Source organism: Streptococcus sanguinis (genome assembly GCF_900635155.1).
GTDB classification, from domain to species: domain Bacteria; phylum Bacillota; class Bacilli; order Lactobacillales; family Streptococcaceae; genus Streptococcus; species Streptococcus sanguinis_G.
Genome location: NZ_LR134002.1, coordinates 1288685 through 1305549, shown reverse-complemented (window position 1 = coordinate 1305549; position 16865 = coordinate 1288685). Strand labels below are relative to the sequence as shown.

Annotated in this window: 18 protein-coding genes; 13 read left to right on the top strand and 5 right to left on the bottom strand. The window is 42.7% G+C overall.

The window, feature by feature from the left end:
- Window positions 1–49: 49 nt before the first annotated feature.
- On the bottom strand, window positions 50–892 hold the full coding sequence (locus ELZ47_RS06705; protein WP_126435626.1) for a DegV family protein: 843 nt from the start codon (window positions 890–892) through the stop codon (window positions 50–52).
- Window positions 893–1026: 134 nt separating this feature from the next.
- Here ELZ47_RS06705 and ELZ47_RS06700 point away from each other — a divergent pair, with 134 nt between their 5' ends.
- Entirely contained in the window at window positions 1027–1602 is a 576-nt protein-coding gene (locus ELZ47_RS06700) for a TetR/AcrR family transcriptional regulator (RefSeq protein WP_002895666.1), read from the top strand.
- 13 nt (window positions 1603–1615) lie between these two features.
- Here ELZ47_RS06700 and ELZ47_RS06695 read toward each other — a convergent pair whose 3' ends face one another.
- The 3 genes from ELZ47_RS06695 to coaA all read right to left on the bottom strand — a co-directional run bounded on the left by ELZ47_RS06695 (window position 1616) and on the right by coaA (window position 3422).
- Window positions 1616–2137: a DNA topology modulation protein gene (locus tag ELZ47_RS06695; RefSeq protein WP_126435625.1), complete on the bottom strand. Its 522-nt coding sequence runs from the start codon at window positions 2135–2137 to the stop codon at window positions 1616–1618.
- Window positions 2138–2194: 57 nt separating this feature from the next.
- The gene (gene rpsT, locus ELZ47_RS06690) at window positions 2195–2431 is read right to left on the bottom strand and encodes a 30S ribosomal protein S20 (protein ID WP_002895661.1); all 237 of its coding nucleotides are present in this window, start codon (window positions 2429–2431) and stop codon (window positions 2195–2197) included.
- 70 nt (window positions 2432–2501) lie between these two features.
- Window positions 2502–3422 (bottom strand): type I pantothenate kinase, encoded by a 921-nt coding sequence (coaA, locus tag ELZ47_RS06685; RefSeq protein ID WP_125330974.1) that lies wholly within the window; start codon window positions 3420–3422, stop codon window positions 2502–2504.
- A gap of 94 nt (window positions 3423–3516) precedes the next feature.
- On the opposite strand from coaA, the gene ELZ47_RS06680 reads away from it, so the two are divergent.
- From ELZ47_RS06680 to ELZ47_RS06645, 8 genes are all read left to right on the top strand, one after another.
- Window positions 3517–4119: a class I SAM-dependent methyltransferase gene (locus tag ELZ47_RS06680; protein ID WP_125330973.1), complete on the top strand. Its 603-nt coding sequence runs from the start codon at window positions 3517–3519 to the stop codon at window positions 4117–4119.
- On the top strand, window positions 4106–5383 hold the full coding sequence (locus ELZ47_RS06675; protein WP_125330972.1) for a pyrimidine-nucleoside phosphorylase: 1278 nt from the start codon (window positions 4106–4108) through the stop codon (window positions 5381–5383). The genes ELZ47_RS06680 and ELZ47_RS06675 overlap by 14 nt, the downstream gene beginning before the upstream one ends.
- Before the next feature lie 17 nt (window positions 5384–5400).
- Window positions 5401–6063 carry a deoxyribose-phosphate aldolase gene (deoC, locus tag ELZ47_RS06670; RefSeq protein ID WP_125330971.1) on the top strand — a complete coding sequence of 221 codons (663 nt, stop codon included), beginning with the start codon at window positions 5401–5403 and terminating at the stop codon, window positions 6061–6063.
- Complete coding sequence (locus ELZ47_RS06665; RefSeq protein WP_002895647.1) at window positions 6050–6439, top strand: cytidine deaminase; 390 nt, start codon at window positions 6050–6052, stop codon at window positions 6437–6439. Before deoC ends, ELZ47_RS06665 begins: the two co-directional genes overlap by 14 nt.
- Before the next feature lie 71 nt (window positions 6440–6510).
- Complete coding sequence (locus ELZ47_RS06660) at window positions 6511–7566, top strand: BMP family lipoprotein (RefSeq protein ID WP_002895645.1); 1056 nt, start codon at window positions 6511–6513, stop codon at window positions 7564–7566.
- A 139-nt stretch (window positions 7567–7705) separates the two neighbouring features.
- Window positions 7706–9241 carry an ABC transporter ATP-binding protein gene (locus ELZ47_RS06655; RefSeq protein WP_125330970.1) on the top strand — a complete coding sequence of 512 codons (1536 nt, stop codon included), beginning with the start codon at window positions 7706–7708 and terminating at the stop codon, window positions 9239–9241.
- Window positions 9234–10328, top strand: coding sequence for an ABC transporter permease (locus ELZ47_RS06650; RefSeq protein ID WP_072073878.1), 1095 nt, complete (start codon window positions 9234–9236; stop codon window positions 10326–10328). Before ELZ47_RS06655 ends, ELZ47_RS06650 begins: the two co-directional genes overlap by 8 nt.
- A gap of 1 nt (window position 10329) precedes the next feature.
- Window positions 10330–11286, top strand: coding sequence for an ABC transporter permease (locus tag ELZ47_RS06645; RefSeq protein WP_125330969.1), 957 nt, complete (start codon window positions 10330–10332; stop codon window positions 11284–11286).
- Between the two features lie 105 nt (window positions 11287–11391).
- Here ELZ47_RS06645 and ELZ47_RS06640 read toward each other — a convergent pair whose 3' ends face one another.
- Window positions 11392–12357, bottom strand: a complete 966-nt coding sequence (locus ELZ47_RS06640; RefSeq protein ID WP_125330968.1) for a polysaccharide deacetylase family protein — start codon at window positions 12355–12357, stop codon at window positions 11392–11394.
- A gap of 139 nt (window positions 12358–12496) precedes the next feature.
- Here ELZ47_RS06640 and ELZ47_RS06635 point away from each other — a divergent pair, with 139 nt between their 5' ends.
- From ELZ47_RS06635 to murB, 4 genes are all read left to right on the top strand, one after another.
- Window positions 12497–13783, top strand: coding sequence for a homoserine dehydrogenase (locus ELZ47_RS06635; protein WP_125330967.1), 1287 nt, complete (start codon window positions 12497–12499; stop codon window positions 13781–13783).
- Between the two features lies 1 nt (window position 13784).
- Window positions 13785–14651, top strand: coding sequence for a homoserine kinase (gene thrB / locus ELZ47_RS06630; RefSeq protein WP_125330966.1), 867 nt, complete (start codon window positions 13785–13787; stop codon window positions 14649–14651).
- A gap of 134 nt (window positions 14652–14785) precedes the next feature.
- Window positions 14786–15697 carry a hypothetical protein gene (locus ELZ47_RS06625; protein WP_125330965.1) on the top strand — a complete coding sequence of 304 codons (912 nt, stop codon included), beginning with the start codon at window positions 14786–14788 and terminating at the stop codon, window positions 15695–15697.
- Between the two features lie 107 nt (window positions 15698–15804).
- The gene (gene murB / locus ELZ47_RS06620) at window positions 15805–16710 is read left to right on the top strand and encodes a UDP-N-acetylmuramate dehydrogenase (RefSeq protein WP_125330964.1); all 906 of its coding nucleotides are present in this window, start codon (window positions 15805–15807) and stop codon (window positions 16708–16710) included.
- The last annotated feature ends 155 nt before the right edge of the window (window positions 16711–16865 follow it).

The window sequence follows — 16865 nt, the reverse complement described above, 5'->3', positions numbered from 1 at the left end:
GATTAGGTTAATTATTTGAGCCTAATCCTTTACTTTTTTAGATACTGTATTAAATTTCGTAGCCCATTAAGATTCCGCCTTCCTCAGCGTAGAAGCTGCAGAGTCCTGAAGTCGGCACCATTTCGATTTGAGCTTGTGGATACTTTTCTTGTACCAGTTGGCTAAATTGCTGGCAGAACTTCTCGTTATTGCGGTGAGCGATGATGAGTCGGCCACCCTTGTAACCAGCTTTAAGTAGCTCTTCGATTGCAGAAGCAAGAGCCTTTTTCGGACCGCGTGCCTTTTGCAGAAGCTCTAGCGTGCCAGTCTGGCTAGCTTCACCGACCATGCGGATATTTAGCAAGCCGACAACGGTTCCCAGAAGTTTGCTAAGCCGGCCGTTTTTGACCAAGTTATCTACCTTTGCCAGAACGAAGAGAAGCTTGGTTTTCTCTTGATAGCGACTAATGACTTGAACGACTTCATCAAAGCTGAGATCTTGCTGAATGAGTTCATTGAGTTTAGTCACAAGTAAGTCCACCTCGCCGCCAGCAGAAAGACTATCAATGACATGAATCTGTGCGTCAGGATGTTCTTCCAAAAAGATTTTTTTAGCAACCTGTGCACTATTATTGCTGCCAGATAGAGTTCCAGTGATAGTCACCACAAAGATCTTGTCGGCTCCCTCAAAGCTTTTGAGATAGTCATCTGGACTAGGGCAGGCAGACTTAGAAGCAGCAGAAGAAGCATACATTTTCTCCATCATAAGATCGATATCAAGCTGCTTGTCATCTACAAAAATCTCATTTTCCACTTGAATGGTCAAGGGAACACTTTCAAACTGGGTGTCCTTGGCCAAGTTTGCCATTTCACGAAAGTCACAGCCAGAGTCAGCTATAATTTTCCAAGTCATATTTTTCTCCTTTTTTGTCAAGTATGTACAATAAAAAAATTGACAAAAAACCTGTCTTTTTTTAAAATTATAACATGAAGGATGCTTACTAGAAAGCGGAAACTGTCAGCTGAGACAAGAGGGAAGAAATTGTTATGTCGGAAAAGAAAATATCGGAAAAATCACTCGCAAATTTAAAGAAATACAATCAGGAATCCAATCAAATCACGAGAGAGTCTCTGGAAATTTCTCTCATGCAGCTGCTGGAGAAGAAAGAACTCAAAAAGATCACGATTTCAGAACTGGTTGAGCGAGCAGGGGTTTCCCGCGCTGCCTTTTACCGTAATTATAGCTCTAAAGAGCAGATTCTAGAAGAGATTTTTAAAAACACTGTTCAAGGTATTACGGATAAATTGGAAGAGTTTAACTTCAAAACGGAGATGTATCAAATTTGGCTCTTCCTTTTTAAGGAAGCGAAGAAAGAGGCTCGGGTTATAAGCCTAGCTATTGACTATAATTTTGAAAAGTTGCTGACTCAGGCTGTGTTTGACTTTTTGGAAAAGCGCAATCGCAATGCTAAGAAAACGACTAACTCTTACATGAATTCCTTCTGGAGTTCGGCAGTTGTTTCCGTTCTTTCCAAGTGGATTAAGGATGGCATGAAGGTTCCAGCTGAAAAAATAGCTTCTTTAGGCCTGCCTCTTTTCCCACAGAAAAAGAAAATCAAATAAAACAAGTGAGTCATTAGGGCTCGCTTGTTTTTAGGTTCTGTAAGAAGCTGTTCAGTTCTTTTTGGTTCCTTAATTCGTAGAATTTCTGAGGAAAGGTTTGTCGTATTCTATTATATCTTGCCAGTGCTGTATGACGTCGGCCTTTCCAGAGAACCCAGCTGATAAATTCCCAGTCAAACTTCTCTGGACAGCCTGGAGCCATGCTTTCTCTGGTCCGATTGCGGTATTTTAGATAGCGTTTAAAAGTTCGATAGAGGCAGTTCCAGCGAGAGAAGTTCAGAAAGATAATTTGGTCGGCTTCTGCCATCCGCCGTTCATAAAAACACCAAGAGTAGTTGCCATCAATGGCCCAGTCGGTATTTTTTGATAAAAAATTATCCATCTGTTCACTCATCCAATCACGGTCACTATCCTTCCAGCCAGGTTGGAACTGCAATCTATCCATATGAAGTTTGGGAATGGAGTAGTGGTGGGACAGTTGTGCTGCTAAAGTAGATTTGCCAGAACCGGAATAACCAATAATTGCTATTTTCATCCCTATCTCCTTTATGTTAGAAACAAAAAAAGCTCCTGAGAGCTCCCTTTGTATGCATTATTTAGCAAGTTTAGCTGAAAGGCGTGCTTTATCGCGGCTTGCTTTGTTTTTGTGGATCAAACCTTTTGTTTCTGCTTTATCGATAGCTGAGCTAGCAGCACGGAAAAGTTCTTCAGATGGGTTTGCTTCAAATGCTTTGATTGCAGTACGCATAGCTGACTTTTGAGCTGAGTTTTTTTCGTTATGTTTCACGTTCAATTCAGCGCGTTTGATAGCTGATTTAATGTTTGCCAAGTTGTTTCACCTCCATTGAAAATACTAACTATCTAATTATATATGAAAAGTTAGGATTTGACAAGCTTTTTTATTTTTTTAAGTAAATTTCATCAATTTCATGATTTTCGGCTTTGTGCAGGATAATTTCTGCCCGATTGCGGGTTGGCTCAATGTAGTCTAGCAGGTTGACAAGGTTAATGCTTTTCCAGACATTATGGGCGAAAGCTACCACTTCCTCTTCTGCTTGAGTGGTGAAGCGGTGGTAGTAGTTTTTGGGATCGTTTTCAGCCAGCGTCAGCATTTTTTTAAAGCGATCTAGATACCAATTTTCAATATTTTCGACTTCAGCATCAACATAGATAGAAAAGTCAAAAAAGTCTGTCATATATAGGCGCTCGTTCTGAGGATTCTGGAAAACATTGATGCCTTCGACAATAACAAAGTCAGCAGCCTTTACCTCTTGCATTTCCTGAGGGACGATATCATAAGTTTCATGCGAGTAGACTGGAATTTGGCAATCCTGACCGTTTTTTATGCTATCTAGAAAGGAAAGAAGCAGCTCCATATTATAGCTTTCTGGAAAACCCTTGCGGTTTAAAATGCCATGATCTTCCAAGGTTTTATTCGGAAATAAAAAACCATCTGTGGTAACTAGCTCGACTGTTGCATTTGAAAAAGTCCGAGAAAGTAAAATCTGCAGCAACCGGCTGGTGGTGGATTTCCCAACGGCCACACTGCCAGAAACTCCGATGATAAAGGGCTGTTTCCGGCTTTCCTTTTGTAGAAAAATTCCCTTGGAAAAAGCCAAGTCTTCCTTGGAACGTTTATAGATTTGAATGAGGTTAGTCAAGGGTAAATAAATGTCCGTCACATCCTGCAGGCTAATCTTGTCATTGAAACTCTTGATGGAGTTAAGTTCCGCCTGAGTCAGAGGCGGAGTTGTTTTACGGTGCAGGTTTTGCCAAGTATGGCGGCTGATTTTTTCAAAGTGAAGAAATTCGTTAGTCATAAGTTACTCCTGTATGATGGACTTTAGTATAACATACTTTTTGGAGAAATGAAAACGATTTACAATTCTAGGAAAATTATGATAAAATGGTTGTATGACTAAAATGTATTTTGCAGAAAATCCTGATGCCAAACATGATATTCATGAATTAAATGTGGAACTGTTAGGACAGAGGCTGACTTTTTTGACAGATGCTGGTGTCTTCAGTAAAAAGATGATTGATTATGGCAGTCGGGTTCTTTTGTCTGTCTTGGACTTTGAAGCTGGAGAACGGGTCTTGGATGTTGGCTGCGGCTATGGGCCTCTAGGTTTGACCTTAGCCAAAGCGCAGGGAGTAACTGCGACCATGGTGGATATCAACCAGCGGGCCTTGGACTTAGCTCAGAAGAATGCTGAGAGGAATCAGGTATCTGCTCATATCTTCCAGTCAAATGTCTATGAAAAGGTTACTGGAATTTTCGACCATATTATCAGTAATCCGCCTATTCGTGCTGGTAAGCAAGTCGTGCACGACGTCATCAGAGGAAGCTATGAGCATTTGACAGAAGGCGGAGATTTGACCCTTGTGATTCAGAAGAAGCAGGGAGCACCCAGCGCCAAGTCAAAGATGGAAGATGTTTTTGGAAACTGTGAGATTGTCAAGAAGGACAAAGGCTACTATATACTAAGGAGTGAAAAACAAGATGCGTGCAGTTGATATTATCCAAAAGAAGAGAGACGGTTTGGAGCTAACCAGTCAGGAAATTCAGTGGCTGATTGAGGGTTATGTGGACGGGACGGTGCCGGACTATCAGATGGCAGCCTTTGCAATGGCTGTCTATTTTAAGGGCATGACAACTCGGGAAATTTCAGACTTAACCATGACCATGGTTGGGACTGGTGAGCAGTTTGACCTGTCAGAAATCGCAGGTATAAAAGTAGACAAACATTCCACCGGAGGTGTTGGTGATAAAGTGACTCTGGTCTTGGTTCCTTTGGTGGCTAGCTTTGGTGTGCCCGTTGCTAAAATGAGCGGCCGCGGGCTGGGCCATACTGGAGGAACCATTGATAAATTGGAATCCATTAAAGGATTTCAGGTAGAGCGCAGTCAGGAAGACTTTATCAAGCAGGTGCAGGAAATCGGCTTGTCTGTAATCGGGCAGTCAGATCAGTTGGTGTTGGCGGATAAGCTACTCTATGCCTTGCGAGATGTAACCGCAACTGTTGATACGATTCCGCTGATAGCCAGCTCTGTCATGAGTAAGAAAATTGCTGCTGGTGCCGATAGCATCCTTCTGGATGTGACGGTTGGTGAAGGCGCCTTTATGAAAAATATTGATGATGCTCGTGTGTTAGCGCGCACCATGGTGGATTTGGGCAAGGCTGTCGGCAGAAAAACAGTAGCTGTTCTGACTGATATGAGTCAGCCTCTGGGAACTAGCATCGGTAATCGTCTGGAAATTTTGGAAGCCTTGGATATCTTGCAAGGCAAGGGCCGTGAAGATATCACAACTTTTATTTGTGAGTTGGCTCAGATTATGCTCGGACTGGCAGATGTTGAGAAAACGGTGGAAGAAGTGAGAGAACAGCTGACCAATGGTGCTGCCTTGAAGCAATTTGAAGCTATGGTTGCAGCCCAGGGTGGTGACTTGGAAGACCTCTATCGTCCATCCAGTGCAGCTCATGTTTTAGAAGTAAGGGTTGAACAGGCAGGTTATATCACTGAACTGCCTGCCATGGAATTTGGCCTCTTTGCCATGAGACTGGGAGCAGGACGGGCAGTTAAATCTGACGACTTGGATTATGAAACAGGAATTGTTTTTGAAAAGAAAGTCGGAGACAAGATCGAAATTGGAGAAGTTTTCGCAAAAATTTATTCAAATGAAAAAATTTCTCAAGAACTAGTTACAGAATTTCAAAAAAATGTTAAAATAGGTAATGAAAGCGTTGCAGTGAACGAGATTATCGAGGTAATTTCTTAATTCTAGGAGAATCCAACATGAAATTAAACAAATACATAGACCATACGCTTTTAAAACCAGAAGCGTCAAAAGAGCAGGTTCTGAAGTTAATTGAAGAAGCAAAAGTTTATGATTTTGCCAGTATCTGTGTCAATCCAACCTGGATAGAGTTTGCTGCAGAGCAGCTGAAAGACTCAGACGTCAAGGTTTGTGTACCAATTGGTTTCCCTTTAGGCGCCAACACTTCCGATGTAAAGGCCTTTGAAACGAAGGACGCCATCCAAAAGGGTGCTGGTGAAGTGGATATGGTCATCAATGTCGGTGCTCTGAAATCTAAAGATTATGATTTGGTAGAGCGAGACATTCGTGCGGTTGTAGAAGCTGCTAACGGTACCTTAGTCAAGGTGATTCTGGAAACTTGCCTGCTGACAGATGATGAAAAGGTTAAGGCTTGTCAACTGGCTCAGAAAGCTGGAGCTGATTTTGTTAAGACATCTACAGGATTTTCAACTGGCGGTGCGACAGTCGAAGATGTCGCCCTCATGAGAAAAACAGTTGGTCCAGACATGGGGGTCAAGGCTTCTGGTGGTGCTCGTTCTTACGAAGATGCTCTGGCCTTTATTGAAGCTGGTGCGACTCGGATTGGAACTTCGGCCGGTGTGGCTATTATGAAGGGAGAAGAAGCTAGTGGCGACTACTGAGTTGATTGACTTGGCTGTCCAAGCTAGTAAAAATGCTTATGTTCCCTATTCTCATTTCCCTATCGGAGCAGTTTTGGTCGCTAAAGACGGACGGATATTTACTGGCGTTAATGTTGAAAATGCCAGTTTTGGCTTGACCAACTGTGGAGAGCGGACAGCTATATTTAAGGCAGTTTCAGAAGGAGTTTTAGACTTCGAGGAGCTGATTGTCTATGGTGAGACGGAAAAACCCATATCACCCTGTGGTGCCTGCCGCCAAGTAATGGCAGAATTTTTTGCTGAGGATCTAAAAGTGACCTTGGTCGCTAAAGATAAATCGACGGTCGTGATGACGGTCAAGGAATTACTTCCATATTCTTTTACAGATTTAACATAAGTCTGTTATCGGTCATCTGACCAAACTCAAACTTGCAACTGTGTTGCACATCTTAATTAGGAGGTTCAGAAATGAACAAAAAACAATGGCTAGGTCTTGGTCTAGTAACTGTCGCAGCAATCGGACTTGCTGCATGTGGAAACCGTGCTTCTCGCTCAGATTCTTCAGATGCGAAAACTGACTTGAAAGCTGCTATCGTAACAGATACTGGCGGTGTTGATGATAAATCATTTAACCAGTCAGCTTGGGAAGGTTTGCAAGCTTGGGGTAAAGAAAACGGTCTTTCAAAAGACAATGGTTACACTTACTACCAATCTAATGATGAGTCTCAGTACGCAAACAACCTGAATCAAGCTGCTACAGATGGTTACAAGCTAGTATTTGGTATCGGATTTGCCCTTCGTGATGCGGTTGAATCTGCTGCCAAAGATAACACAGAAATCAATTATGTTATTATCGATGATGTTATCGAAGGACAAAAGAATGTTGCTTCAGCTGTCTTTGCTGATAATGAAGCTGCTTACCTTGCTGGTGTTGCTGCTGCAAAAACTACTAAGACAAAACAAGTTGGTTTCGTAGGTGGTATAGAAGGAGCAGTTATCACACGTTTTGAAAAAGGTTTCGAAGCTGGTGTGAAATCAGTTGATCCATCTATCAAGATTCAAGTAGACTATGCTGGCTCATTCGGCGATGCTGCTAAAGGTAAGACAATTGCTGCTGCCCAATATGCTGCAGGTGCTGATGTGGTTTACCAAGTCGCTGGTGGAACTGGTGCCGGAGTATTTAACGAAGCTAAGTCAATCAACGAAACAAGAAATGAAGATGAAAAAGTTTGGGTACTTGGTGTTGACCGTGACCAAACTGAAGAAGGTAAATACAAGTCTAAGGATGGTAAAGAGTCTAATTTTGTTTTGGCATCAAGCTTGAAACAAGTTGGTAAGACTGTCCAAGACATCGCTAACCAAACTGCTAAAGGTAAATTCCCAGGCGGTAAAACTACAACCTTCGGTCTGAAAGACGGTGGAGTTGACTTGACAACTACAAACCTGTCAGAAGATACTAAAAAGGCTGTTGAAGAAGCGAAAGCAAAAATCCTTGACGGCAGCATCACTGTTCCTGACAAATAAAACAATTTAAGAGCGATCCGACCGTGTAGGGTCGCTTCTTTTTGAAATTGAGACGCCTTTGTGTCAATAGAATTTATTAGCACTGGCTGTGCTAGTAAATTTTATTGAAATAAAATGAAATTCTGGAAAGGAAAGAGCCATGACACATGAAAATGTCATTGAAATGCGAGAAATCACCAAAATTTTTGGTGAATTTGTAGCCAATGATAAAATCAATTTGGAACTCAGAAAAGGTGAAATTCACGCTCTTTTGGGAGAAAATGGTGCCGGCAAGTCAACCTTAATGAATATGCTGGCTGGCCTGCTTGAGCCGACCAGCGGTGAGATTGTAGTGAATGGGAAGTCAGTTAAGCTGGACTCTCCATCAAAGGCGGCCTCACTTGGTATCGGGATGGTGCACCAGCATTTTATGCTTGTTGAAGCATTTACTGTTGCTGAAAATATCATCCTTGGAAGTGAAATCACAAAAAATGGTGTGTTGGACTTGAAAGGTGCTACTAAAGAAATCAAGGAACTTTCTCAGAAATACGGCTTGGCAGTTGATCCATCTGCTAAGGTTGAAGATATTTCTGTCGGTGCCCAGCAGCGGGTTGAAATCCTCAAGACTCTTTATCGTGGGGCAGACATTCTCATTTTTGACGAGCCAACAGCCGTTCTGACGCCAGCTGAGATTGATGAATTGATGAAAATCATGAAGAACCTCGTCAAAGAAGGAAAATCTATCATTCTCATCACTCACAAGTTGGATGAGATTCGGGCAGTTTCTGATCGCGTAACGGTTATTCGTCGCGGAAAATCCATTGAAACAGTTGAAATCGCTGGTGCTACTAACCAAGATTTGGCTGAAATGATGGTTGGACGTGCTGTTTCCTTCAAGACAGCGAAAGAGCCTGCTAATCCTCAAGAAACTGTTTTGTCAATCAAGGATCTTGTTGTTGAAGAAAACCGTGGTGTTCCAGCTGTTAAGGGACTTTCTCTTGATGTTCGTGCTGGTGAGATTGTAGGTATTGCTGGTATTGACGGCAATGGCCAGACCGAGCTGATTCAGGCTATTACTGGACTTAGAAAAACAAGCTCTGGTGAGATTACAATTAAGAACCAGTCTATTATTGGCAAGCAGCCGCGGCAGATTACTGAAATGAAAGTCAGCCACGTTCCTGAAGATCGCCACCGTGACGGTTTGGTTTTGGCAATGTCTATTTCTGAAAATATTGCTCTGCAGACTTATTATAAAGAACCGCTCAGTAAAAACGGAATCTTGAACTATGGTAAAATTTATTCTTACGCTCGTAAGTTGATGGATGAGTTTGATGTTCGGGCGGCCAGCGAATATGTACCTGCTTCAGCACTTTCAGGAGGAAACCAGCAGAAAGCGATTATTGCTAGAGAAATGGATCGTGATCCAGACCTTCTGATTGTCAGTCAGCCAACTCGCGGACTTGATGTTGGGGCGATTGAATACATCCATAAACGCTTGATTGAAGCACGGACCCAAGGTAAGGCTGTCCTCGTTGTCAGCTTTGAGCTAGATGAAATCCTCAATGTTTCAGATAGAATCGCAGTTATTCACGATGGTAAGATTCAGGGGATTGTAAATCCTGAGGAAACCAATAAGCAAGAGCTTGGTATTCTCATGGCCGGCGGTAGGATCCAGAAGGGAGAATCAAATGTCTAAGAAATCACAAAAGATTGCAGTTCCCTTAATCTCAGTTGTTCTAGGGATTTTATTGGGAGCGGTTGTCATGCTCATCTTTGGCTATGATGCCCTCTGGGGATATGAATCCCTCTTTAAAACAGCTTTTGGTTCTTTGAGAAGTTTGGGTGAAATTTCTCGTGCAATGGGACCTCTGATTCTCATCGGTTTGGGCTTTGCTGTAGCTAGCCGGGCTGGGTTCTTTAATGTTGGACTTCCAGGACAGGCCTTGGCTGGCTGGATTATGGCTGGTTGGTTTGCACTTTCCTTCCCTAATTTACCTCGTCCGCTGATGTTATTAGCTACTGTAGTCATTGCGGCAGCAGCTGGTGGTGTTATCGGCGCTATTCCAGGAATTCTGCGTGCTTATCTGGGAACAAGTGAAGTCATCGTAACCATTATGATGAACTATATTGTTCTCTTTGTTGGAAATGCTGTTATTCATAGTTTCCCTAAATCTGTGATGCAGAGTATTGACTCTAGTAAGCGTGTTTCTGCCAATGCGATTTATCAAACAGAGTGGTTGAGAAGTCTTACATCTAACTCTCGGATGAATATCGGTATCTTCTTTGCCTTGATTGCAGTAGTGGTTATTTGGTATTTGCTTAAGAAAACAACACTTGGTTTTGAAATTCGTGCTGTAGGTCTTAATCCAAATGCATCCGAGTATGCAGGGATGTCATCTAAGCGTACTATTATCGTGTCTATGATTATTTCAGGTGCTCTTGCAGGACTTGGAGGAGTAGTAGAAGGACTTGGAACTTATCAGAATGTCTTTGTTCAAGGAAGTTCCTTGAGTGTTGGTTTCAATGGTATGGCGGTAAGTCTCTTGGCTGCCAACTCTCCAATTGGAATCCTCTTTGCAGCCTTCCTCTTTGCAGTTCTGAGTGTTGGTGCTCCAGGTATGAACGTGGCTCAGATTCCAACAGAACTTGTAAACATCGTAACAGCTTCTATCATCTTCTTTGTCAGCGCCCACTATCTGATTGAGCGTATGACAGGTATGACGATCTTTGATTTCCTTAAAAATCGTCGGCAGGAAGCTAAAAAAGTGAAGGAGGGAAACTAGGATGAATATTGTAACGGTATTAGGTTTATTAGTATCATCTATGCTGATTTATGCGGCTCCCTTGATTTTCACAAGTATTGGCGGAGCCTACTCTGAGCACGCTGGTGTGGTTAATGTTGGCTTGGAAGGAATCATGGTTATGGGTGCTTTTACAGGCGTTCTCTTTAACCTGACTTTCGAAAAGAGCTTGGGTAGCGCGACTCCGTGGCTTTCATTGATTGCTGCTGGTTTGGTCGGACTTGTCTTCTCTCTTATCCATGCTGTAGCGACCATTAACTTCCGTGCGGACCATGTTGTGAGTGGTACAGTGCTGAACTTGCTGGCGCCAGCCTTGGCAATTTTCCTTGTTAAAGCTATTTATAACAAGGGACAAACGGATAATATTCAGCGTTCATTCGGGAAGTTTAATTTCCCTGTCCTGTCTGATATTCCAGTTTTGGGAGACATTTTCTTCAAGCATACAAGCTTGGTTGGTTATCTTGCCATTGCTTTCTCTTTCCTCGCTTGGTTTGTCATGTTTAAGACTAAATTTGGACTGCGTCTTCGCTCAGTCGGAGAGCATCCGCAGGCGGCAGATACCTTGGGAATCAATGTTTACCTCATGCGTTATTGCGGTGTCATGATTTCTGGTCTGCTCGGTGGTATTGGTGGAGCTATTTATGCTCAGTCAATCTCTGTTAACTTTGCTGTGACAACTATCGTAGGTCCAGGATTTATTGCCTTGGCAGCTATGATTTTTGGTAAATGGAGTCCTATTGGTGCCATGTTGGCGAGTCTCTTCTTTGGAGCTTCCCAAAGTTTGGCGGTTATCGGGAACCAGTTGCCATTGCTTTCAAGCGTTCCAAAGGTTTATCTGCAGATTGCGCCTTACGTATTGACGATTGTAGTCCTTGCGGCATTCTTCGGTAAAGCTGTTGCTCCGAAAGCGGATGGTATCAACTATATCAAGTCTAAATAAACCTTTACACCAGTTCTTTGGAACTGGTGTTTTTTGGTGATTGAAAGAAGTTATAATCATAGGGATTGAAAAAAGCCTGCTTCGTCTGAAACAGGCTTTTTAAGATTAGTTTGTTGCGATTTCATTTAGGAGGTCTTCTGCAGTAGTGGTTGGGTTAACGCGAACTCGATTGAGTGTGAGCAAGCCATTGGATAGGGAAGCTAGACCATTATTGGTCGTCAATCCCATCTTGTAGCCAAGGCTTTCAGCAATCTGCAAGGTTGCATCACTGTATCGTCCAGATGGATAGGCAACGGTGGTTGTGGTTTGAGACAGATTTTTGTCTAAGTAAGACTTGGAATCTTTTAACTCAATTTTTTGTTGGTCTTCTGTCGTTGCTGAGAGGTCGGGATGGTTGACGGTGTGGTCTTCAAAGGACATGCCTTTGTCCTTCATTTCCTTTATCTCATTCAGTGTCAGCATATCTTCACGACCCGCTTGAACAAATCCAGTAATGACATTATTGGTTGCTTTCATGTCATATTTCTGGAGAAGTGGAAAGGCATTAGTGTAGAAATCCTTTAAACTATCATCGAAGGTCAGCCAGACGACATTTTTGTTTTCTGGCAGGACGTTCTCCGTTAGGACCTTGTACGCTTCAGCTGGTGTCAGTGGGTAGTAGCCTGCGTCTTTTAAAGCTTTTAGATGACTTTCAAATGTGTCTGGATCTACAATCAAACCGGCGTTAGCTGCTTCTGATGGATCCATGACGTGAATGGCATGATACATCAAGATAGGAACTTGAACGGGCTTGTCTTGCTTGACCCATTTGACCTTGCCTTTACTGTTGTCATCAGAAGTCGTCTTTTTATCCCGAGTCGGTGCTGACGAAGTTTTAGATGAAGTATTGACTTGGTTCGTTGACACACTATTCGCTTCTTTTTGGTTGTGCGAGTTTTGCAGCTTGGCTAGCAAAGAAAAGCCACCAACAATCAGGACGAGAAAAAGTAATAAGCTTGTCAGAGAAAGTAAAATAGCTCTTTTCCTAGCTTTTCGTTGCTGCATGCGATTTCCACGGTGTTTTCCTGTCATAGTATCTCCTTTGAAAATAAATTGCTGTTCCTTGCGGAATTTTACATCTATTATAACAAATAAAGAAGTAGTTTTGTAGGCATTTTTTTATAATTTTGTTATAATATTTTTTATACAAGAAATTTTCAAGGAGTGCTTCATGTCTATTAAAATAGCTTTACTTGGTTTTGGAACAGTGGCCAGTGGTGTGCCTTTTTTGCTGAAAGAAAACGGAGAAAAAATCGTTCAAGCGGCTCATTCAGAGATTGAGGTTGCTAAAGTCTTGGTCAAAGATGATGCCGAAAAAGATCGTCTTTTAGCAGCTGGAAATAACTTTAACTTTGTCACAAATGTTGAAGAAATTCTGAAGGATCCTGAGATTACCATCGTTGTAGAATTGATGGGACGGATTGAGCCAGCGAAAACGTTCATCACTCGTGCTCTTGAAGCTGGCAAACATGTGGTAACGGCCAATAAGGACTTGTTGGCTGTTCACGGAGCAGAGTTGCTGGAAATTGCTCAAAAGCAAAATGTAGCTCTCTATTATGAAGCAGCTGTTGCTGGCGGAATTCCAATCCTGCGTACCTTGGTTAATTCACTGGCTTCTGACAAAATTACTCGTATCTTGGGTGTTGTCAATGGAACCTCTAACTTTATGATGACCAAGATGGTAGAAGAAGGCTGGTCTTATGAAGACGCTCTTGCTGAAGCACAGCGTCTTGGCTTTGCAGAAAGCGACCCAACCAATGACGTAGATGGCATTGATGCGGCTTACAAGATGGTCATTCTTAGCCAGTTCGCTTTTGGTATGAACGTTAAGTTTGAAGATGTGGGGCATCAGGGAATTCGTCATATCACACCAGAAGACGTGGCTGTTGCTCAAGATTTGGGCTATGTAGTCAAGCTGGTTGGTTCTATTGAAGAAACAGAATCGGGTATTGCAGCAGAAGTAGCTCCAACTTTTCTGCCTAAAGCTCATCCGCTGGCTAGTGTCAATGGGGTAATGAATGCTGTCTTTGTCGAGTCCATCGGTATTGGAGAATCCATGTACTACGGACCGGGAGCTGGGCAAAAACCAACAGCAACTAGTGTTGTGGCAGATATTGTTCGCATCAGCCGACGTTTGAATGAAGGAACAGTTGGCAAGGCCTTTAATGAATTCAGTCGTGAGTTAGTGCTGGCTAATCCCGAAGATGTGAAGAGCAGCTATTACTTCTCTATCTTGGCACCTGACTCTAAAGGTCAAGTTCTGCATTTGGCTGAGATTTTCAATGCTGAGGATGTTTCCTTTAAGCAGATTCTGCAGGAAGGTACAGATGGCGAGAAGGCTCGCGTGGTGATTATTACCCATGCAGTCAGCAAGACGCAGCTGGAAAATGTCACTGCTAAGCTTAAAGAGGTCGCTGAGTTCGACTTGCTCAATACCTTCAAAGTATTAGGAGATTAAGATGAAAATTATTGTACCGGCGACCAGTGCCAATATCGGTCCTGGCTTTGACTCTGTTGGAGTGGCCCTGTCAAAATATCTGGAAATTGAAGTCTTGGAAGAAAGTCAGGATTGGGTGATTGAGCATGACCTTAATCCGAGAATTCCTAAGGACCGGCGCAATTTATTGGTTAAGATTGCCCTGCAGTTGGCACCAGATATTCAGCCACGCCGTTTGAAAATGACCAGTGATATTCCATTGGCTCGTGGACTTGGGTCTTCTAGCTCGGTCATTGTGGCTGGGATTGAATTGGCCAACCAGCTGGCTCACCTTAATTTGTCGGATTATCAGAAACTGAAAATCGCTACAAAGATTGAAGGCCATCCTGACAATGTTGCGCCAGCGATTTACGGAAATTTGGTCGTATCTAGCTCATCTAGAAATCAAGTATCTGCTGTGGTGTCGGATTTTCCAGAAGCCGACTTCATCGCTTATATCCCTGACTATGAGCTTCGGACGGTCGAGAGTCGTAGGGTCTTGCCGAGCCGCCTTTCATACAAGGAAGCTGTGGCGGCCAGCTCTATTGCCAATGTTGCGATTGCGGCTCTTTTAAAAGGTGATATGAAAATCGCAGGTCGGGCTATTGAGTCAGATTTGTTCCACGAAAAATATCGTCAGCCTTTGATCAAGGAATTTTCAGATATTAAGTTCTTGGCCAGAAAAAATGGCTCTTATGCAACCTATATCTCAGGAGCTGGTCCGACCGTTATGGTCTTATCACCTAAGAACAAAACAGAGAAGATTTACCAGCTTTTGCAAAAACAGACTTTCAAGGGGCAAATCTTCCGACTTCAGGTAGACACAGAGGGCGTCCGAGTAGAAAAATAAATCATCAAGAGGTTTTCTATGAGCCTCTTTTTTTCTTTTCTAAGAACGTACAAAATAGAAGGAGTTGATATCCCTATCTTTTTATACCTAACTGTGCTATAATGGGGCTAGCTTAAAGGAGGATAATTCACTTTATGGAACATTTAGAATTACAGGCTCTGGCGACGGAGTTGGGCTTGCAGTTTGATGAATTTTCGTCTATTGTCTTCGGACAAATAGACGGATACACGCTCTATATTGAGCCGACTGAGCAAAGAAAGCAATATAGGATTTGTTTTTCAGTTAAAGCCGGCGATGCTTTTACTGCGCCAAATGCCTTTGATGACTTGATTAAAAACTCAGAGGTTCTCACCAGTAGCCAAATGAATCACTGCAAGCTGGTACTTTATGCTAAGGCCAAGACCAATCAAGCTCTTACACAAGCTGTTCAAGAAGCACTTGTCTTTTTCAAGGAAAGAGGCTTTGTAAATGTTTGTGAGCAGAGTGGTGAGCCTGGGCAGATTGATGTTTATCAATTGGGAGGAAATATCCTGATTTTGTCACGGCAGAGCTTTGAAAGCCTGAGTTCAGGCCTTTCGCTGGAAAATCAGACTTATGATAATCAAAAAGAAAATATGGTTGGCGGTATTGTCGGCGCTTTTGTTGGCAGTCTCATCGGAGGAGCGGTGATTTTGTTGATAGCTCAGATGAACTATGTGGCTGTTGCTGGAGGACTGGCCATGGGTTACTGTACTATCAAAGGGTATGAGTTGCTGGGTAAAAAGCTGTCAAAAGTTGGTATTGCTATTAGTATCGTGTTCATGGTCTTAGTGATTTTCTTAGTCAATCAGTTTGATTATGCATTGTTACTTGTTCGAGAATATCCAGATGTGAATGTATTTGATGCCTTTTCAGTCGTCAACGAATCAATTTTTAATGGCATCATCCCAGATAACTATTGGTTTAACTTGATTTTGCTCTATGTTTTCACTGGAGCTGGAGCTTTTGGCGCCATCAGGAATGCTCTTTCTACTCAAATACAGCGTTTTGCTACTAGACAATTATAAGCATTAAAAAGCTGACCTTTCTCAGCTTTTTCTTTGTAATCTATCGTAAATGCCATAGATTTTTGATATAATAGAGTGTATTTTGTTTACATAAAAGAGAGAAAATCATGCAAAAACTAGAGAAATTAAAAACTGAATTAGAAGGAATCGACATTCGCTTCAATGAGCCTTTGAGTCAATACACCTATACAAAGGTCGGGGGCGCAGCCGATTTCTTAGTTTTCCCCCGCAATCGTTATGAGCTGGCTCGTGTTGTCAATTTTGCCAATCAAGAAGACATTCCTTGGATGGTGCTGGGAAATGCCAGTAATATCATTGTGAGAGACGGTGGTATCCGAGGTTTTGTCATTATGTTTGACAAGCTCAACAATGTAACGGTAGATGGCTATATGATTGAGGCAGAAGCTGGAGCTAATCTGATTCAGACAACCCATATCGCCCTGCAGAATAGTCTGACTGGCTTTGAGTTTGCCTGTGGTATTCCTGGCAGCGTCGGCGGAGCTGTCTTTATGAACGCTGGGGCTTATGGCGGAGAGATTGCTCATGTCTTAGTATCTTGTAAGGTACTGACGCCTCAGGGGCAAGTCAAAACGCTGGACGTTCGAGATATGAGGTTTGGCTATCGTCACTCACTAGTTCAGGAAACAGGCGACATTGTTATTTCTGCTAAGTTTGCTCTTTCGCCCGGTGTTCACAGAACTATTCGTCAGGAAATGGAGCGCTTAACCCATCTGCGGGAGCTCAAGCAGCCTTTGGAATATCCGTCCTGCGGATCTGTTTTCAAGCGTCCTTTGGGTCACTTTGCTGGTCAGCTCATTAGTGAAGCAGGCCTTAAGGGTCATCGTATCGGCGGTGTAGAGGTATCCGAGAAGCATGCTGGCTTTATGATTAACGTCGATAAAGGAACGGCTCAAGATTATGAAAATCTTATTGCCCATGTGATTGAAAGGGTGCGGGAAAATTCAGGTATTACTCTGGAGCGCGAAGTCCGCATCATTGGTGAATCTCTGTAAGACAGATTGGTTTCCAGTAGAAGTATGCTGGATAAGGAACTGCAGCTAGCTGCAACTTAGTAAGGGGGTGAAAGCCTATCGACACGGAATTTATAAAGGGCCTTTACAGCCCTCACGAGGTAGCAGCGGTCTGACAGAACCCTTAATCTGTTAAT